Here is a 16742-nt window from a genome sequence, read left to right as displayed (position 1 = left end):
TTAAAAAATAAAAATTAACGTTGACGTTTGTCGCTTTGTTCAGTTTTCAAAGTTCAACCGCCGCTCTTAAGCGACTTCATCATCTTATCAAGTTATCAACATAATGTCAACAACTTTTTAAAATTCTTTTTTTTAGCTTCGTTGTTAACGGTATGTCTCAACGACGCTTTATAATAATAAAATATATTTTAACTAAAGTCAACGGTTTTTAAAGAAAAAATTAAAAACTATTATTTATAGATTTGAACAACGACTACTGCAACGTATTATAGACAAAAGCCAGCTGTAACTTCGCCTTCTTTGCTCCTGCGCTTTTACGTATTCTTTTTTATTATTCTTATAGAAGAAACTAAGAAAGAGCTGTCCATTAGACAGCCCTTTCCTATTTCCCTTTAAAACTAGGTCTTCTCTTCTCAGCAAATGCTTGAAGCGCCTCGAGACGATCTTCTGTCGGAATCGTTAACTCATATGCTTTTCGTTCAATTTGCAAACCAGTCTGCAAATCGGCCTTCATTCCTTCTTTAATAGCAAATTTTGCTTGCTGAAGTGCAATTGGCCCATTTTTCAATAAAAGAGAGATAAAAATATCTATTGTTTCTTCTATTTCATATCCGGGAGCCACCTTCGTTACTAGACCACATTCTTTCGCTTCTGATGCTGAGAGACGCTGAGCTGTTAAAATGAGTTCCATTGCTTTTGCTTCCCCAACTAACCGAGGGAGACGCTGTGTTCCTCCTGCGCCTGGTATAATCGCTAAGCTTGTTTCCGTTAAACCCATAAGCGCTTCGGTTGAAGCAATCCGGAAATCACATGCTAAAGCCAGCTCCATTCCTCCTCCAAATGCATATCCATTGATGATTGCTATCGTTGGCTGCGGAAGCTGCTCTATCTTCGAAAACACTTCTCCTATTTTGTAAATATTGCGCTTTACCTCTTGATCAGAGAGAGTTTTACGTTCTTTTAAATCGGCCCCTACACTAAAAGACTTTTCACCTGCTCCTTTAAACGTCACAACTCGAATATCTTTTTGAATACGAATTCCTTCAATTACTTCTTCCAATTCTTTAAGCATATCGTAATTAAAAGCATTCATCGCTTCCGGACGGTTCAGGATCACATGGGCGACGTGTCCCTTCATTTCATAAGAAATAGATGACATCCTTTTACCACCTCCAACTTGGAATCGCTTTCATTTTATCGTTCCTGAGATACTTGCTGCTTCAATGCACGACGTAAAATTTTTCCCGTTGTATTTTTAGGAAGTTCTTTTAAAAATTCAATTTCACTTGGCACTTTATATTTAGCAAGGTGCTCTTTGCAATAGGCAATAAGCTTCTCTTCCGTTATCTCTTGATTATTGCAAACCACGTAACACTTCACACATTCACCTAAAGAAGGATCAGGGACTCCGATAACAGCCACTTCTACAATATCCCGATGCGCATATAGCACTTCTTCTACTTCGCGAGGATAAACATTATATCCTCCTACAATAATTAAATCTTTTTTACGGTCAACGATATAAAAATAACCTTCCTTATCCATTCTTGCTAAGTCACCTGTATACAGCCAACCATCTCGGAGAGCATATTCCGTGTCTTCTGGAAGCTTGTAATACCCTTTCATCACGTTAGGGCCTTTGACGATAAGTTCGCCAACTTGTCCTACTTCTACTTCTTCTCCTAGTTCGTTCACCACTTTATTTTCAACATTCATAATAGATGTGCCTATAGAACCGGCTTTTCTCTCTCGGTCAATCGGATTGAAACACGTCACAGGAGAAGCCTCAGATAATCCATACCCTTCTGCTACCATTACCCCAAACTTACGTTCAAAATTGGTTAGAAGTGCCACCGGCATTGATGCCCCACCTGATATACAAAGCCTTACCGTATGAAAGTGCTCTTTTTTCCCTTTGTCATGCTGAAGTAAGAAATTATACATTGTGGGAACGCCGGCAAAAATAGTCGCTTGTCGATTTTGAATTAATTCAAATATAGAAGATGGACTGAATTTTGGTTCAATTAATATCGTTCCTCCATTCATTAAAGGCGCATTCAATGAAACAGTTAAACAAAATACGTGAAACATCGGCAAAGCAGCTACGACTCGGTCATTCCCATTTATACTTAAATAATCTGCTACGTCTTGAGCATTTGAATAAATATTCTTATGTGTAAGCATAGCTCCTTTTGGTTTTCCAGTCGTTCCTGACGTATACAGAATGATAGCCACATCTTCTTCTTTTAACTCCAGAAAATCATATGTAGCTTCTCCTCTGTTTATAACTTGCGAAAACGTGTGAAAATAAGAAGGTATATTTTCCACTGTATCTGTCGTTTCACATAAGATAACATGTTCCAAAAATGGAGTGTGTCCAATGATTTTCTTTAAAATAGGGAGAAGTAAATCAACCGCAATAACTGCTTTTACATCTCCATCCTGAAGCATGTAGCTAATTTCATCCGCTGTGTAAATAGGATTAATAGGTATAACAGTAGCTCCTACTCGAAGAGCACCGTACAATCCAATCACAAAATGAGGCGAGTTGCCGACAATCAAAGCGATATGATCTCCTTTTTTTATACCTAATTGCTTCAGACCATCAGCAAACTTAGATACCGATGCATCAAGATTTGCATAAGATGTTTCCTGGTCCATAAAAACATATGCCGATTTTTGTGGAAATTGCTCAGCTGTTTTATGAAGCTGTGCTGACAAATTCATCTCATAACTTCCTCCTTTTAATAATGAATGAATGAACAACCATTCATTATTAAGTCATAATAATGTAAAAATTCTTACTTCTTCTATTCTATTATAATGTTACTGCTGTTCCATTGACAAGACTCATCTGTTTAAAAAGAAAAAAAGCCTGATGTAGCAGACTTTTTTCTTAATAGATTAATTCAACAAACTCTTCTTTTGTAATATTACCAAAATAATGTGGAATATCGATGTCTTCTAAGGCTTGTTCAATAGAAGCTTTTTCATAACGAACACCTGTTAATTTTTCCTGTACTTCCTCGACATCTCCCACTCCAAAGAAATCTCCGTAAATGGTGCAAGCATCGATTTTTCCTTTATTCACTTCTAAACGAACGTCGATTTGTCCCACAGGAAAGCGGTGAGAGTGCTGTAAGTTAAATTTAGGTGATTTTCCATAGTTCCAATCCCATGACTGATAGCGCTCTTTAGAAATTTGATGAATCGTTTCCCAATCTTTTTCCGTTAGTTTATATTCTGTTATATTTTCTTCTCCGTCAAAGATATATCGAAGCAGCATTTCTCTAAACTCTTCCACCGTTACTTTCTGTTCTAAAAATTCGCTGATATTTGCTACTCTATTTCGAATAGACTTAATGCCTTTGGATTCAATTTTATCTTTTTTTACTTTTAACGCTGATACGACGTTTTCAATCTCTGAATCAAAAAGAAGAGTTCCATGGCTGAACATTCTCCCTTTCGTTGAAAACTGAGCATTTCCAGAAATTTTCCGTCCTTCAGCCATTAAATCATTTCGTCCGCTTAGCTCGGCATTAACTCCTAATTTCTTTAACGCTTCCACGACCGGCTCGGTAAACTTTTTAAAATTATGAAAGCTATTTCCATCGTCTTTCGTAATAAAGCTGAAGTTTAAATTTCCTTTATCATGATAAACGGCCCCGCCTCCAGACAGACGTCTCACTACATGAATTTGCTGATCTTCAACATATTTTGTATTAATCTCCTCAATGGTGTTCTGGTTTTTCCCAATAATAATAGAAGGTTCATTAATATAAAACAGCAGATATGTCTCATTAATGTCTAGATGCTTGAGCGCATACTCTTCAATTGCTAAGTTAATTCGGGGATCATAGTTTTTTTGATTATCAATAAATAACATTCATTTTCCTCCTTGTTATTCCCATACATATCCTGATTCAGCTAACGTAAGCGTACCTCTATAATGAGCAGCAGCTTCCTCTACTAGCTGTTGATGTTCTCCGTAGTGCGGAAGGTGAGTAAGCATGAGGTGTTTGACACTTGCTTTTGAAGCAAGTGTACCGGCTTCTGTACTTGTCATGTGTCCAGCGCCTCTTCCATCTTGGTTAGCATAAAAATTACATTCACAAATGAGAAGATCTGCTTCGTCTGAGAAGGAAATAAACTCTTCTAAATAGCTAGAGTCCGCTGTGTACACGACAGTTTGATTGCCGACGCTTATTCTCATGGCATAACAAACGACTGGATGCTTCGTTTTCATAAATTCGATGGTAAAAGGCCCAACTTCAAGTTTTTGACTCGGATCATACTCTACCCCTTTAGTAATTCCTTTATGAGTAAGTTTGTTGAAGCTTTCCTGATCATATGTATGTCCATAAATAGAAAGTTCCTTAACAGCGTTTCCTAGATGAGTCTGAATGAGGCGTGCATATTGAAATACTCCGACATCAGCCACGTGATCATGATGATAATGAGATAAAATTATAGCATCTATTTCTTCTGGCTTTGCATATTTTTGCAGCTGAGCCAATGCACCGCTTCCACAATCAACAAGCAGCTGAAATCCATCGTGCTCCACTAAATAGCTAGAAGTAGCTTCTGAAACAGCCGGATATCCTCCCCAAAAACCAATAACAGTTACTTTCATTTCAATCACCCTTTCGTACTATTTTTATTACGTTCAGTATACCCTACTTTTTTTTGAAAACTAACTGAAAGGCACGCGTTTCGGCGATTTTATCGAAATAACTCATTGTTATATAACAAATAACCACTTAGAATAGCAAAATAGGCTAAATTGTTATAAAACATAATTGACATTTTGTCATCTGTTATAATACAATGTTAGTAACAAAAACAACGGAGGGGATTTAAAATGTTAGAAAAAATGACTGAATTTTTCAAAAGATTACCCAATAAAAAGTGCGTAGAATGCGGAAACGACATTGAGGAACAGCATGAATGCTACGGAAACAAATGTGATCACTGTCTAGATATCATGAAATAAAAAAAGCTGAAACTGTTTTATAACAGTTTCAGCTTTTTTTATACGGTCAAACTGCGATACTCGTTTGGCGTAATGCCTTCTACTTTTTTAAACACTTTTCGAAAGTATTTATCATCATGATATCCAATCATATTCGCAATTTCATAGATTTTTAGTTCTTCATTTAGTAAAAGTGATTTGGCTTTATTCATTCTGACTTTCACCATATAATCTGAAATGTTTTCTTGAAATTCTTGCTTAAACTTCCTCGAAATGTATTCACGGCTTAGATAGAAACGTTCCGATATTTCTTGAAGCTTCACATCTCGATGAAAATTTTGCTGCAAATATTGTTCGATTTCATAAATAACGTCGCGATTGTTTTTCTTGCTATACCTTTTTACTACTTTTAAAAAGCGCTTTACTTCACGCTTCTTTCTCTCTACATACTTTGCTAGCTGAAACTGCCCATCTTGGTTATAGAAAAAAGAAAGAACATATTCAGGACCGTTATTTATCGTATAAGGAATGTGATATCTTTTTAACCAATGCTGGCTTAACAGCTGATATTCCTGCTCAAAATGCAGAATTTGCTTTAATGAGAGATAATTTTGTGCTTCAAAAGCTGTGATAATTTCGTTGAATACCGGCAAAAAGGCTTCAAACTTCCCGACTTGCAGCGCTTCTTCAATTTTACTATTATAATCCATCATATTTATTAATAAAGCACTTGCTAAAACGTCTTGCTCGCCGTAGACCTTCACTTTATTTTGATCAAGAACATTGCTTAATAAAAGCGAGTTTTTCGCATCTTCATAGGATTTCATTAGCTGATCAATAGAAGAAACTTTGCACCCTCTTGCAATCCGACAGCTCACGTCTAGCGTACGGCGAATGGCTGTATGTAAAGTCGTCAGTAAAGAGGTTATGCGTTCAAAATCATTCCAAAATATAATAATAATTTCCCACTTATTTGATAAATAACGGAAGGCTACCCCATTTTCTTCTGCCATCAGCATTTCATTGATTACATTTAAAATTGAAAAATAGGCTAAATCCCGGTCACCGCCAAAAGAACGAATGATGGATTCATCTACACGTACAATCCCCACTTCATACTCTCTAGTCAGATGGAAACCAAACTCTTCATAGATTGATTGATTTAGCAAATAATTGTTCATTAACTGCGTCAGTTTTCGATCTCGATAAATCGGCTTCATTTCATTGATTAAACGATAGCTGCTATTATGGACTTTTCTGGACTCTTCTTCTTTCTTCCATTGGGTTACAGCTCGTATAAGCGTATCGTTTAAAATCGAAGGATCCACTGGTTTTAGAATATAATCCGTACTTCCAAAATGAATAGCTTTACGCATATAGTGGTAGTCATCATACCCTGTTACCACAATCGTTTTGCTAGAAGGCGAATTCTCTTTAATCCACTCCAACAAAGCAATGCCATCGATATTAGGCATCTTCATATCAGTAAAAATGATTTCCGGTCCGTGATCCTCGATAAGCGCAATCGCTTGCTCACCGCTATCAGCTTCTATCACATCTGTAATTTCATGCTCTTCCCACTGTCCAAGCAGCTTTATTCCTTCTCTTACATGCTCTTCATCATCCACGATTAATACTTTCATCACTATCCCTCTTCTCTTCAATTGTTGTTAGCTTTATGACAACGGTAAAATCGTGATTTTCTTGACTGGTAATTTGCATTGAAGCATGATCTCCATAGTAGATGCGAAGTCGTTCATAAATGTTTTGCAACCCAATATGCTCATCTGTTTGATTATACGATTGCTGAAGTCCCGTTTTTAATTGATTCAACTCTTGTTGCCCTATCCCTTTTCCGTTATCAGAAACCGTTAGAATCAGTTCTTCACCGTTCAAATCCGCTGAAATCAGCAGCTTTCCGCTTCCTGTACGGGTTTCGAATCCATGCTTAAAAGAATTCTCAACAAGAGGCTGCAAAATCATTTTCGGTATTCGCATAAGCTCTGCTTCTTTTTCGATATTTAACTCATACTCAAACTTTGAACCAAACCGCTGCTTTTGCAGACTTAAGAAAGCTTTTACGTGATCGACTTCTTGCTTTAAGCTAACGATATCCTCTTTCATATTCATGCTGTAACGCATAATGTGCGAAAGTGAGGTTAATAAAGAATATACTTCAACTGCTTTATGCTTAAGAGCAAGAGTTCCAATCGATTGAAATGCGTTGTATAAAAAATGCGGATTAATTTGTGACTGCAGTACTTTTAGCTGCGTTGATTTATTTTCTAATTCCAATCGAAATTTACGTTCAATCAAGTCATTAATTGTTTCTACCATAGAGGTAAAATGCCTTCCTAACACACCAAATTCATCGTTTCCAAGCGACTTAAACCGCACCTCAAATGATCCTTTTTCCACTTCTTTCATATTGCGAATCAATACGTTAATCGGCTGTGTAAAACGTACTGATATAAAAAGCGTAGCGATAACGAGCATACACAAAAATGGCAGGCCAATTAATACATTCATAAGTGCTGTCTTTCTTGCATCCTCATATAAAACACTGTAAGGAATTCGTTTCACAATGTACAAGTCCTCAAAGGGCTGTTTAAGCTTTTCATACATTAATACGCCTGAGAAGCTTTTATCTTCCCATTCCATGCTATGGTCTTTTTGAGAAGTGAGCGCCTTCACCCACGCGTAGTTTTCATTTTTTCCAATAACCTTTGAATCAGAGGAATACAAAACCTTCCCTTTATTGTTCATTAAATAAAAATCTTCTGACTCTTCATTATATAGACGCTGCGATATAGATTGAATTTGTGTCATATTAATGTCTAAAGATAGATAAGCTAACAACTTGTCTGATGGAATCTCATCAATCCGCTGATGAAAGCTAATAACTTGATTCGGCAGTGAATCAATTAACGTTGATAAATTATTGTAGCTATAAATTTCATGGGTAGGCTCAATCACAAGAAATTTATGATTTTTATTTAAATAAGAATAGTAAGGCTGAGTGTAAATATCATCGTACTTTCCTCTGCTGCTCACTTTCGAATTATAAGCTGTATACGAGTCATGCCCGTTTTCAATGTAAAGATGGAGCTGTTCAATCTCTGGACGAGTATTATATAAATAAAGAAGAGTCCGTGATATTTCCAGTTGATTGGCTCCTAAGTCACTTGATACACCTTCATCTAACACCTTAATAAATGGGTGGTAGCCGTACAGCCTTTTTGTAATATTAGCAATTTCATTTAAGTAATCGCTCAAATCATTGCTTCCGTTTTTAATAACTTGATAGTTGGTAGAAATAAATCGGTTCTTAACCGTTTCTTTTGTGTATTGATACGTAAAAATCGTTGAAATTAAAAATGGAATAACCGTTGCGAATAAGAAAAACAAAATTAATTTCTTGCGTATGCTCCAGCCTTTCACAAATAACCTCCTTTGACTAATGTCATACATTATGACTATTATTATACATTAAAAGCGCTTTCAATTGACTATTATTTTTTCATAACTATGAATCTAACCAGCTATTTTTTCACATCAAAAAGTCCGCGTTTTCCACGCGGACTTTTTGTTTATTTTTTCATTTTTGCCCAAATTGTATCTAATTTCTTCATAAATTCTTCTTCTGTCATTTGCTTGCCTGCGTAAGACTGCATTGCTGCGCCGACTTCTTGAACCGTTCCTTCCGGATACTTAAACCAGTTCCAAGATAATGTTTTACCTTCTTCAGAGTATTTTAAGATATCATCAGATAAAGAATCGATTCCTTTTCCATCGATGTTTTTGAACGCTGGAATGAACTTGAACTTTTCAACTAAGAATTTTTGACCCTCTTTAGAAGAAACCATCCAATTTAAGAATTCCTTCGCTGCTTTTTTATCTGCATCTGGCGCATTTTTGTTCACTACCCAGTTATTTGGAACTCCGATTGCTAGTTTATCATTTTTCTTTACATCGTTGCTGATTGGCATTGGAATAAAGCCCATTTTCATGTCCGGATTAATTTTCGTAATCATATTTACCGTCCAGTTACCTTGTTGCATCATTGCTGTTTCACCAGAAGCAAATTGAGTAACTTGTGTATTGTAGTCTGTCGTTAGTGGATTTTTATTTCCATACTTTAACGTTAAGTCGAACAGATTCATAAATTGCTTAAACGTTTCATTGCCTTCAAATTTTGCTTTTCCTTCGTTTAGACCTTTAATAAACGCATCTGGATCGTCTTGCTGTGCCATTGGAATATTAAATAAGTGGTTACCTAGCACCCACCACTCGCCGTATCCATTAGAAAATGGCGTAATGCCTTTTGCTTTAAGCTTCTTAGAAGCTGCTTCTAATTCTGACAGCGTTTTAGGTAATTCTTTAACGCCTGCTTTTTCAAATAAATCTTTATTATAAATAAAACCATAACCTTCTAAGTTTAGCGGCTGACCATAAATTTTCCCGTCCATTGTCATCGGTTCTTTGGCGATATCATACAGATTATCTACCCACGGCTGATCAGATAAATCTTCCAATTTATCCTTCCACGTTTGCGCTTCTTGGAACCCTCCATTGTTAAAGATATCAGGTTCATTTCCAGAGGCAAACTGTGCTTTTAATGCTGCACCATAGTCCGCGCCTCCGCCGACTGTTTGGATGTTAAACTTTACGTTTGGATGTTCTTTTGTATATTCATCCGTTAATTCTTTCAGCTGATCTGCAATTTCCACTTTGAACTGGAACATATCAATAACAACTTGATCACCTGAGCCTGTTGATTTACTTGCTTTTGAATCCGTACCTGAGTTTGAACATGCTGTCGCAAATAAAAGTGATGTTGCTAACACGCCAGACATTATTGAAAGCCTTTTCATTTTCATTCGTTTTGCCCCCCTTGATATCTATCTCTCTTTATTTTACCGATTCTAGGACATTTGAACAGGTAACAATATTGAACAACCGAGTGGAAAATATTGAACAACCCCTTCAGCACCCTTCGACAGATCTCTCTTCTTTCGCAAAAATTTCTATAAATTTTTTGTCTGTTTTATTCCACCTAATAACATTTATAGACAAAATTATGTTAATATGTAGAGTGATAGATTCATAAGAAAATTTATGAATTTTTTTAACTTGTATAAACAAAGTGAAGGGGTTTACATGAAAACTAAAAAGCGCAAAAAAACACATGTCTCATTTCGAATTAACTGGCTGTTTATTGTGGTTTTCCTGCTTTTTTCTGCACTCATTTTACGATTAGGCTTCGTACAGATCGTGTACGGAGAGAACTATAAACGAGAAGTTGAAAAAACAGAAGATGAAACGGTAGATTCACCGGTTCCTCGCGGAAAGATGCTAGACCGCTATGACCGCGTTATCGTGGATAATAAACCGTTGAACGCTGTCACGTACACGCGTTTGAAAGGCGTCACTCAAGAAGACAAGCTAAAAGTAGCTAAAAAGCTTGCCACTCTTATTGATGTTCCTGTTACAACAGACGTGTTTGGCAAATCGGCTAAAAAGAAAGATAAAAATACGATTAAGCTAACAGAACGCGACTTAAAAGATTACTGGATTGCAACTCATCCAAAAGCAGCAGCGAAAAAAATTACCGCAGCGGATAAGCAAAAAGTAAAAGAAGGTCAACTTTCTGAAGATGATTTATATCCTCTTCAGCTAAAGCGCATCACAAAAAACGAACTTCTATCGGTGAAAGATGACCTTGAAGTGATTGCTATTAAAAGCAAGATGGAAGGCGGCTACGCGTTAACCGCGCAAATTATTAAAAGCGGATTAACCGATAAAGAGCTTGCCGTCATTAGTGAGCAGCTGGGTGACTTACCAGGCGTCGATACGACAACTTACTGGGACCGTATGTATACATACGACGGCTTACTTAGCACGCTGCTTGGTAAAATCACATCGGCAGATGAAGGATTGCCAAGCGAAAACTTACAGTACTATTTATCACACGGCTACAGCCGTAACGACCGAGTAGGAAAAAGTTATTTAGAAAAGCAGTACGAAGACGTTCTTCGCGGTCAAAAAGCCCGCGTGCAAAACGTAACAGACCGCTCTGGCAACCTAGTGAGCCAAGAGACCGTTACTGAAGGTCAGCGCGGCAGTGACTTGATTTTAACAATTGATATGGAGCTTCAAAAGCAAGTCGAAGATATTTTAACAAAAGCCGTGACATCTGGAGCTGCTGGTTCACGATTAATGGACCGAGCGTTTGCCATTATGATGGACCCTCATACAGGAGACATTTTAGCAATGGGCGGAAAACAGCTCGTTACAGATAAAAAGACCGGAACACGAAAAGTACAAGATTTTGCTCTTGGTAACATGACCACTTCTTATGAAGTAGGTTCGGCTGTAAAAGGAGCTACTGTTCTTGCAGGTCTTGACTCAGGCGCTATTCAGCCCGGAACGGTGTTTTATGATGCACCGATGACATTTGCTGGGGGCACTAAGAAAAAGTCTTCACATAATATGGGAGCTACCGGAATCCAAAAAGCGCTAGAACAATCATCAAACGTGTTCATGTACCGTACGGTTATGAGCATGGCTGGTGAAACGTACCGCCCTGGCGGCAGACTGAACATTCCACCGTCTATCTTTAATAAGCTGCGCTCATACTATAGCCAGTTTGGTCTTGGAATTTCAACGGGCATCGAATTAGAAAACGAATCAACGGGTATTCGTAACAGCGTCACAAATGAACCAGGTAAAGCGCTAGATTTTGGTATTGGACAGTATGATACGTACACACCGCTTCAGCTTGTTCAATACATTTCAACGATTGCAAACGGCGGCTATCGTATGAAACCCCATCTAGTAAAAGAAATTCGTGAGCCTGAGCTTGATAGCGAACTAAAAGGAAGCGTACAAAGCTCGTTTGAGCCGGAAGTATTAAACCGTATTACAATGAGTCAATCGGAAATTGACATTGTTAAGGAAGGCTTCCGCCGCGTAGTCACAAGCTCACATGGTACAGGGCGTTTACTTAATTTAGGGAAATATCGTCAGTATAACATTGCTGGTAAATCCGGGACAGCTGAAACCTTTAACAAAGGTGTAAGCGTACGTAACTCTACATTCGTTTCATACGCGCCTTATGATAATCCGGAAGTAGCAGTAGCGGTTGTTATTCCTTCTGCTTATGTAGCAGGTACATCTAACACGTTAAGTAAAACTATTACAGGTGATTCTATTAAAGCTTACTTCGACCTTAAAAAAGAAGGCGAAAAAGAAGTAGAGCAAAAAGAAGAAGATGCAAAAACAGGAAATACAGAATTAAACGGCGTAAAAAAAGATGATAATGAACAATAAAAAAGGTCTCGTCATGAGACCTTTTTTGTTTTTTCTATGAAAAAAGCCCATCTCACTGAGACAGACCGCGTAAAAAGTATAGTTCAATTAATTCAGCAATTTTTTCTTCTGAAAGCGGCTCATGCCGTTTTTCCCAATCATAGACGAGTGCAATGTACATTTTAAATAGTAAAAAAGCTGTGAGCTCCGGGTTGCACGGTTTGATTTCTTTTTTAGAAATCGCAATTTCGATTTTGTTTTTTATATAAGTCAAAATCTCTTCTTCTACTCGTACCAGCACTTCTTGCACTGCTGTAGTGCCTAACTGCTGTTCCTGTACCAGCTTCAGCATGAGCTGATGCTCAGTCCGGAATTCTAAGATTCGAAAAATGGCTGCTTGGGCATTTTCAAAAAAAGGACGGTTGCTATCAATGACAGTTTCAGCTGCATCTGTCATTTCTCGAATCATTCGTGTCACAATTTCATCGAATAACTCTTCTTTGTTTTTAAAAAAAGTATAAATCGTTCCTTTTCCGACATTTGCAAGCTTCGCCACTTGCTCCATAGTCGTTGCTTTATATCCAAACAGCGCAAATGATTTTGACGCTGCATCAACAACTGATTGCTTTCGGTCTATCGCCACGTTATCCCCTTCTTTCTGACCAAATGAATATTTCAGTCAACAAGTACGGTTTTACTATAGCATAAGTTTCTTTTGCTTTTCAACCACAATCTCTTCTCTTAGTATAACCTTTCTCTACAGGTAGTAGACAAAAAAGCGGAGCATTGATTCACCGCTCCACTTCTACAGTTGCTGCACATATTTAACCGCTTTTTTAGCCACATCTTCTCCTTGCTCTACACATTCTGGTATACCCAGACCTTCGTATGAGCTTCCCGCTACATAAAGACCGGCCAGCTCTTTTTCAAGCTGTTCGTTCATCGTATCTAGCATATCGTGATGTCCGACCGTATACTGAGGCATTGACTGCTTCCATCTCGTTACCGCGTAAAATTCAGGCTCAGCAGAAATTGTAATGAGCTTCTTCAAATCCTCCAGGACAATTTTGAAAATTTCATCGTCAGGCTGATCCACCACAGCTTCATCCCCGGTTCGTCCAACTAAACATCTCAGCAGCACTTTTCCTTCCGGAACCGCATGCGGCCACTTTTTATTTAGCCATGTGCACGCCGTAATCGTGTAATCGCTATTTCTTGAAACGGCGATGTTCATTGCATCTAGATTGTCTTGCAGCGCTTCTTGTGCAAAGGCTATCACAACAGTAGCTACTGAAGTGGAAGGCATATGCTTCAACGGTTCGAATATTTTATATTCTGAAAGCATAGACTGAGCAGCTGCATGAGGAGAAGTTACAATAACGCTGTCTGCTTTTATGACTTTCCCGCTATTTAACGACAATTCATATGCGGTATCTTCTTTATAAATTTTCTCTACTTTTATTCCTTTTGTAATAATATCAGGATCTATTGCTTTTTCTACCCCATCTACTAGCGATTGAAGACCTTCTTTTAATGTTAAAAAAACACTATTTTTTTTGAACTCCGAATCATCACCGTGCTGTGGGTGAATTTCTTTTAGCTTTTTCATTCCAACAATTAAGCTTCTGTACTTATGTTCAGCATGCAGAAACTGTGGAAATGTTGATCGTAAACTCAAGCGATCAACGTCTCCTGCGTAAATTCCTGATAATAGAGGCTCAATTAAATTTTCAACAACTTCATCACCAAACCGTCTTCTAAAAAATACGCCTAGCGAACGGTCATCCTGATTTTTTGTCTTCGGTATAAAAAAATCAGCTGCTGCGCGCAGCTTGCCAACAGGTGAAAATAACCCTGTTGTGATAAAAGGAGATAACTTGGTTGGTATCCCCATTACAGCACCATCAGGCAGCGCATGCGGTGTATCTTTTACTAGAATATAGGATTTTCCTTTTTCATTTCCGACTAACTCCCTGCCTAACCCTACTTCTTTTGCCAGTTTTGTAGCAGCTAGCTTACGCGCTAAAAATGAATCAGGACCTTTTTCAAATAAATACCCGTCTCGTTTGACCGTTTGAATTTTTCCACCAAGCCGATGCGTCGCTTCTATTAGTTGAAGATCAATTGGCAGCTGATGATCCTTTATTTTTTTTTGCAAATAATAGGCAGCTGAAAGACCTGTTATTCCTCCACCGATGATGACAACCTTTTTTCGTCTATCCGTCATGTTATCATCGCCTTTTCTGTAAAATTCAATATAAAGAGAAGCGATTATGGAAATCCATAGCTCGCTTCTTACTTTTCTCTATATTGATTATAAGTTACTTTTCATCCCTGTTCAACGTACAAAGAATCTATATTGACTTAACGGGCAATCTGTTTTAAAACAACTGTAGCTAACCCATCGATAAATTCAGGCTGTGCATTTGGCATTTCAGGGCGGTAATAATCAGCCCCAATTTCATCTGTCACAACTTTGCATTCATAGTCGTTATCATAAAGTACTTCTAAGTGGTCTGCGATAAATCCAACCGGAGTATACACGAACGATGTATAGCCTTTTTCTTCATGCAATTCTCTTGTTAAATCTTGAACATCCGGACCTATCCATGGTTCAGGCGTATTTCCAGCACTTTGCCAGCCAATTTCGTAATGTTCAATACCAGCTGCTTGTGCAATTAAATCCGCTGTTTCTTGAAGCTGATTTGGATATGGATCTCCTGCTGCAATAATTTTTTCCGGCAAGCTATGTGCAGATACAATCAACACGGTTTTTTGGCGTTTCTCTTCGTCCATTAAATCAAACGTTTGTTTAACACGTGTAGCCCAGTACTGAATGAACTTTGGCTCACTGTACCAGCTTTCTACTGAATGAATGATTGGTCCTCCTAATTTTTCAGCCGTTTCTTTGGCGCGCCCATTATAGGATTTTACGCTAAACGTTGAAAAGTGAGGTGCAAGCACAATGCTGACCGCTTCTTTAATTCCGTCTTTATGCATGGCTTCTACTGCATCTTCAACAAACGGTTCAATATGCTTTAAGCCAAGATACGCTTTAAATTCAATTTCATCCTGCACTTCATTCAAGCGCTTTTCCAGACTTTCCATTTGCTGTTGCGTAATTTTGGCAAGAGGTGAAATGCCCCCGATTGCTTCGTAGCGGTTTTGTAAATCTTCTAAGGCTTCTGATGAAGGTTTACGTCCGCGGCGGATATGTGTATAGTAACGTTCAATATCTTCTTCTTTATATGGCGTTCCATATGCCATTACAAGTAATCCCATTACTTTTTTACTCATGTGTTCGACACCTCTTTATTAGATTCAATACTTGTCTTCATTTTGCCATGAATAAAAAGAAAAATTCAAAGTTTAGCGCTCCAAATTATTTGACAATTTATTGTCTATTTGCAGAATATTCATGAATAAAGGTTGTTAAACGCTTTAACGTTTCCGGCTGAACCTGTGGAAAAACGCCGTGCCCCAAGTTAAAGATGTAACCAGGACTGGCCATCCCTTTATCTAATATTTCTGTTACACGTTCTTCAATAACTTCCCATGGAGCTAACAAAATAGCAGGATCTAAGTTTCCTTGCAATGTTTTTGTTAAGCCTAATGCACGTGCTTCATCCAGCTGTGTTCTCCAATCTAATCCCACTACATCCAGCGGCAGATCATGCCATTCTTTTGCCAAATGACTTGCCCCTACTCCAAACATAATGAGCGGTACATTTTTTTCACGTAAAGAGGTGAAAATTCGCTCCATAACAGGTTTTATAAAGTAACGATAATCCGCTACATTTAAAGCACCTACCCATGAATCAAAGATTTGAATGGCTTTTGCCCCAGCGTCAATTTGCGCTTTTACATATGTAATCGTCATATCTGCTAACTTATCCATTAGTGCAAACCATGCTTTAGGTTCGGTATACATAAATGCTTTTGTTTTATTGTAATTTTTTGAAGGTCCTCCTTCAATCATATAGCTTGCCACTGTAAAAGGAGCACCTGCAAAGCCAATTAGAGGTACGTTTAACTGTTCTGTTGTTAACAGCTTAATCGTATCTAATACATACGGAACATCTTCTTCCGGCGTAATTTCTCCTAGTTTTTCTACATCGCTTAAAGATTGAATTGGATTAGAAATTACAGGACCAATTCCTGACTTGATTTCAACATCCACTCCAATTGAAGGAAGCGGTGACATTATATCTTTATATAAAATAGCTGCATCCACTCCGTACTGTTCAACGGGCAGACGTGTTACGTATGCTCCAAGCTCTGGCTGATGAGTGATTTCAAATAAAGAGTACTTCTCTTTTAGCTTTCGGTATTCCGGCTGTGAACGCCCTGCTTGGCGCATATACCAAACCGGAACATGATCCGTTTTTTCCCCTCTACAGGCTTTTAAAAAAGTATCGTTAAACGTTCCTTGACTCATAATTTCCACCTTTCTCGATTG

At 37.9% G+C, this 16742-nt stretch carries 13 protein-coding genes; 2 read left to right on the top strand and 11 right to left on the bottom strand.

Translation table 11 applies throughout. The annotated features are described in order from the left end of the window. Window positions 1–382: 382 nt before the first annotated feature. The 4 genes from ACFX4G_RS23565 to ACFX4G_RS23550 form a co-directional block, all read right to left on the bottom strand. Window positions 383–1159 carry an enoyl-CoA hydratase-related protein gene (locus ACFX4G_RS23565; protein WP_043981729.1) on the bottom strand — a complete coding sequence of 259 codons (777 nt, stop codon included), beginning with the start codon at window positions 1157–1159 and terminating at the stop codon, window positions 383–385. A 35-nt stretch (window positions 1160–1194) separates the two neighbouring features. Continuing rightward, entirely contained in the window at window positions 1195–2727 is a 1533-nt protein-coding gene (locus ACFX4G_RS23560; RefSeq protein WP_377577334.1) for a fatty acid--CoA ligase family protein, read from the bottom strand. Window positions 2728–2896: 169 nt separating this feature from the next. Beyond that, window positions 2897–3886 (bottom strand): lipoate--protein ligase, encoded by a 990-nt coding sequence (gene lplA, locus ACFX4G_RS23555; RefSeq protein ID WP_043981727.1) that lies wholly within the window; start codon window positions 3884–3886, stop codon window positions 2897–2899. 15 nt (window positions 3887–3901) lie between these two features. Beyond that, a complete protein-coding gene (locus tag ACFX4G_RS23550; RefSeq protein ID WP_230184782.1) occupies window positions 3902–4633 on the bottom strand; it encodes an MBL fold metallo-hydrolase in 732 nt (243 codons plus the stop codon). A 228-nt stretch (window positions 4634–4861) separates the two neighbouring features. Here ACFX4G_RS23550 and yhfH point away from each other — a divergent pair, with 228 nt between their 5' ends. Continuing rightward, a complete protein-coding gene (gene yhfH, locus ACFX4G_RS23545) occupies window positions 4862–4993 on the top strand; it encodes a protein YhfH (RefSeq protein WP_013055337.1) in 132 nt (43 codons plus the stop codon). A 38-nt stretch (window positions 4994–5031) separates the two neighbouring features. On the opposite strand, the gene ACFX4G_RS23540 is transcribed toward yhfH, so the two are convergent. From ACFX4G_RS23540 to ACFX4G_RS23530, 3 genes are all read right to left on the bottom strand, one after another. Beyond that, on the bottom strand, window positions 5032–6615 hold the full coding sequence (locus tag ACFX4G_RS23540) for a response regulator (RefSeq protein WP_043981725.1): 1584 nt from the start codon (window positions 6613–6615) through the stop codon (window positions 5032–5034). After that, the gene (locus ACFX4G_RS23535; RefSeq protein ID WP_230184783.1) at window positions 6593–8413 is read right to left on the bottom strand and encodes a cache domain-containing sensor histidine kinase; all 1821 of its coding nucleotides are present in this window, start codon (window positions 8411–8413) and stop codon (window positions 6593–6595) included. The genes ACFX4G_RS23540 and ACFX4G_RS23535 overlap by 23 nt, the downstream gene beginning before the upstream one ends. A gap of 149 nt (window positions 8414–8562) precedes the next feature. Then, a complete protein-coding gene (locus tag ACFX4G_RS23530) occupies window positions 8563–9852 on the bottom strand; it encodes an ABC transporter substrate-binding protein (protein WP_377577329.1) in 1290 nt (429 codons plus the stop codon). A 280-nt stretch (window positions 9853–10132) separates the two neighbouring features. Here ACFX4G_RS23530 and ACFX4G_RS23525 point away from each other — a divergent pair, with 280 nt between their 5' ends. Further along, window positions 10133–12304, top strand: coding sequence for a peptidoglycan D,D-transpeptidase FtsI family protein (locus ACFX4G_RS23525; RefSeq protein WP_097825014.1), 2172 nt, complete (start codon window positions 10133–10135; stop codon window positions 12302–12304). Between the two features lie 52 nt (window positions 12305–12356). Here the strand turns inward: ACFX4G_RS23525 and ACFX4G_RS23520 are convergent, their stop codons facing one another. The 4 genes from ACFX4G_RS23520 to hemE all read right to left on the bottom strand — a co-directional run bounded on the left by ACFX4G_RS23520 (window position 12357) and on the right by hemE (window position 16721). After that, complete coding sequence (locus ACFX4G_RS23520; protein ID WP_013081690.1) at window positions 12357–12926, bottom strand: TetR/AcrR family transcriptional regulator; 570 nt, start codon at window positions 12924–12926, stop codon at window positions 12357–12359. Between the two features lie 162 nt (window positions 12927–13088). Beyond that, entirely contained in the window at window positions 13089–14510 is a 1422-nt protein-coding gene (gene hemY, locus ACFX4G_RS23515; RefSeq protein ID WP_025751394.1) for a protoporphyrinogen oxidase, read from the bottom strand. Between the two features lie 137 nt (window positions 14511–14647). Continuing rightward, window positions 14648–15580 carry a ferrochelatase gene (gene hemH, locus ACFX4G_RS23510; RefSeq protein ID WP_377577324.1) on the bottom strand — a complete coding sequence of 311 codons (933 nt, stop codon included), beginning with the start codon at window positions 15578–15580 and terminating at the stop codon, window positions 14648–14650. A 97-nt stretch (window positions 15581–15677) separates the two neighbouring features. Beyond that, window positions 15678–16721 carry a uroporphyrinogen decarboxylase gene (gene hemE / locus ACFX4G_RS23505; RefSeq protein ID WP_013055329.1) on the bottom strand — a complete coding sequence of 348 codons (1044 nt, stop codon included), beginning with the start codon at window positions 16719–16721 and terminating at the stop codon, window positions 15678–15680. Window positions 16722–16742: the final 21 nt, after the last annotated feature.

The sequence above is a fragment of the Priestia sp. YIM B13486 genome, assembly GCF_042787865.1.
Classification (GTDB): Bacteria; Bacillota; Bacilli; order Bacillales; family Bacillaceae_H; genus Priestia; species Priestia megaterium.
This window is presented reverse-complemented; position numbering and strand designations above follow the sequence as displayed.

Excerpts from the sequence above, each read along its gene's own strand:
- ACFX4G_RS23565 (WP_043981729.1), bottom strand. The coding sequence starts at position 1,159 with ATGTCATCTATTTCTTATGAAATGAAGGGACACGTCGCCCATGTGATC.
- ACFX4G_RS23560 (WP_377577334.1), bottom strand. The coding sequence starts at position 2,727 with ATGAATTTGTCAGCACAGCTTCATAAAACAGCTGAGCAATTTCCACAA.
- lplA (WP_043981727.1), bottom strand. The coding sequence starts at position 3,886 with ATGTTATTTATTGATAATCAAAAAAACTATGATCCCCGAATTAACTTA.
- ACFX4G_RS23550 (WP_230184782.1), bottom strand. The coding sequence starts at position 4,633 with ATGAAAGTAACTGTTATTGGTTTTTGGGGAGGATATCCGGCTGTTTCA.
- yhfH (WP_013055337.1), top strand. The coding sequence starts at position 4,862 with ATGTTAGAAAAAATGACTGAATTTTTCAAAAGATTACCCAATAAAAAG.
- ACFX4G_RS23540 (WP_043981725.1), bottom strand. The coding sequence starts at position 6,615 with ATGAAAGTATTAATCGTGGATGATGAAGAGCATGTAAGAGAAGGAATA.
- ACFX4G_RS23530 (WP_377577329.1), bottom strand. The coding sequence starts at position 9,852 with ATGAAAATGAAAAGGCTTTCAATAATGTCTGGCGTGTTAGCAACATCA.
- ACFX4G_RS23525 (WP_097825014.1), top strand. The coding sequence starts at position 10,133 with ATGAAAACTAAAAAGCGCAAAAAAACACATGTCTCATTTCGAATTAAC.
- hemY (WP_025751394.1), bottom strand. The coding sequence starts at position 14,510 with ATGACGGATAGACGAAAAAAGGTTGTCATCATCGGTGGAGGAATAACA.
- hemH (WP_377577324.1), bottom strand. The coding sequence starts at position 15,580 with ATGAGTAAAAAAGTAATGGGATTACTTGTAATGGCATATGGAACGCCA.
- hemE (WP_013055329.1), bottom strand. The coding sequence starts at position 16,721 with ATGAGTCAAGGAACGTTTAACGATACTTTTTTAAAAGCCTGTAGAGGG.